Below are 1,002 nucleotides of genomic sequence, written 5' to 3'. Positions count from 1 at the left end.
TGGCACCTGAAGGCCGGAAGATGCTGCGGATCGAGCAGCGCAACGCTGCGGTCCCGGTGGAGCGCAAGCCGGAGTGGATCAAGGCCAAGGTCCAGATGGGCCCCGAGTTCGTCGGGCTGAAGAACCTGGTCAAAAAAGAAGGCCTGCACACCGTCTGCGAAGAAGCCGGCTGCCCCAACATCTTCGAATGCTGGGAAGACAAGGAAGCGACCTTCCTGATCGGCGGCTCCGAATGCACCCGCCGCTGCGACTTCTGCCAGATCGACACCGGCAAACCCTCCCCCGTGGACATGTTCGAACCCACCAAGGTGGCCCGCTCCGTCCACTCCATGCAGCTGCGCTACGCCACCGTCACCGGCGTGGCCCGCGACGACCTCGAAGACGAAGGCGTCTGGCTCTACGCCGAAACCGTCCGCAAGATCCACGAACTGAACCCCGGCACCGGCGTCGAACTGCTCATCCCCGACTTCTCCGGCAACCCCGACCACATCAAGGCGATCTGCGACTCCGCCCCCGAAGTCTTCGCCCACAACGTCGAAACCGTCCCCCGGATCTTCAAACGGATCCGCCCCGCGTTCCGCTACGAACGCTCCCTGGACGTCATCACCCAGGGCCGGAACCTGGGCATGGTCACCAAATCCAACCTCATCCTGGGCATGGGCGAAACCCGCGAAGAAATCAGCGAAGCCCTCCGCGACCTCCACCAGGCCGGCTGCGACCTGATCACCATCACCCAGTACCTCCGCCCCTCCGAACGGCACCTGCCCGTGGACCGCTGGGTCAAACCCCAGGAATTCGTGGACCTCCAGCACGAAGCCGAAGAAATCGGCTTCCTCGGCGTCATGTCCGGACCCCTGGTCCGCTCCTCCTACCGCGCCGGCCGCCTCTGGGCCACCGCCATGCGCAAAAAAGGCCGCGACATCCCCGCCGAACTCGCCCACATCGCAGAAGGCATCCAGGACTCCGGCACCACCCGCCAGGAAGCCGCCACCCTCCTCGCCG

The 1,002-nt window shown here is 65.3% G+C and carries 1 protein-coding gene; it reads left to right on the top strand.

From position 1 onward, the window contains the following. Positions 1–1,002, top strand: a 1,002-nt coding sequence (gene lipA, locus PV772_RS22995; protein ID WP_347887704.1) for a lipoyl synthase, incomplete at both ends; no start/stop codon positions are given.

This window comes from Pseudarthrobacter sp. CC12, from assembly GCF_039907755.1.
GTDB lineage: Bacteria > Actinomycetota > Actinomycetes > Actinomycetales > Micrococcaceae > Arthrobacter > Arthrobacter niigatensis.
Note: the sequence above shows the minus strand (reverse complement) of the source record. Positions and strands in the feature narration are given on the sequence as shown.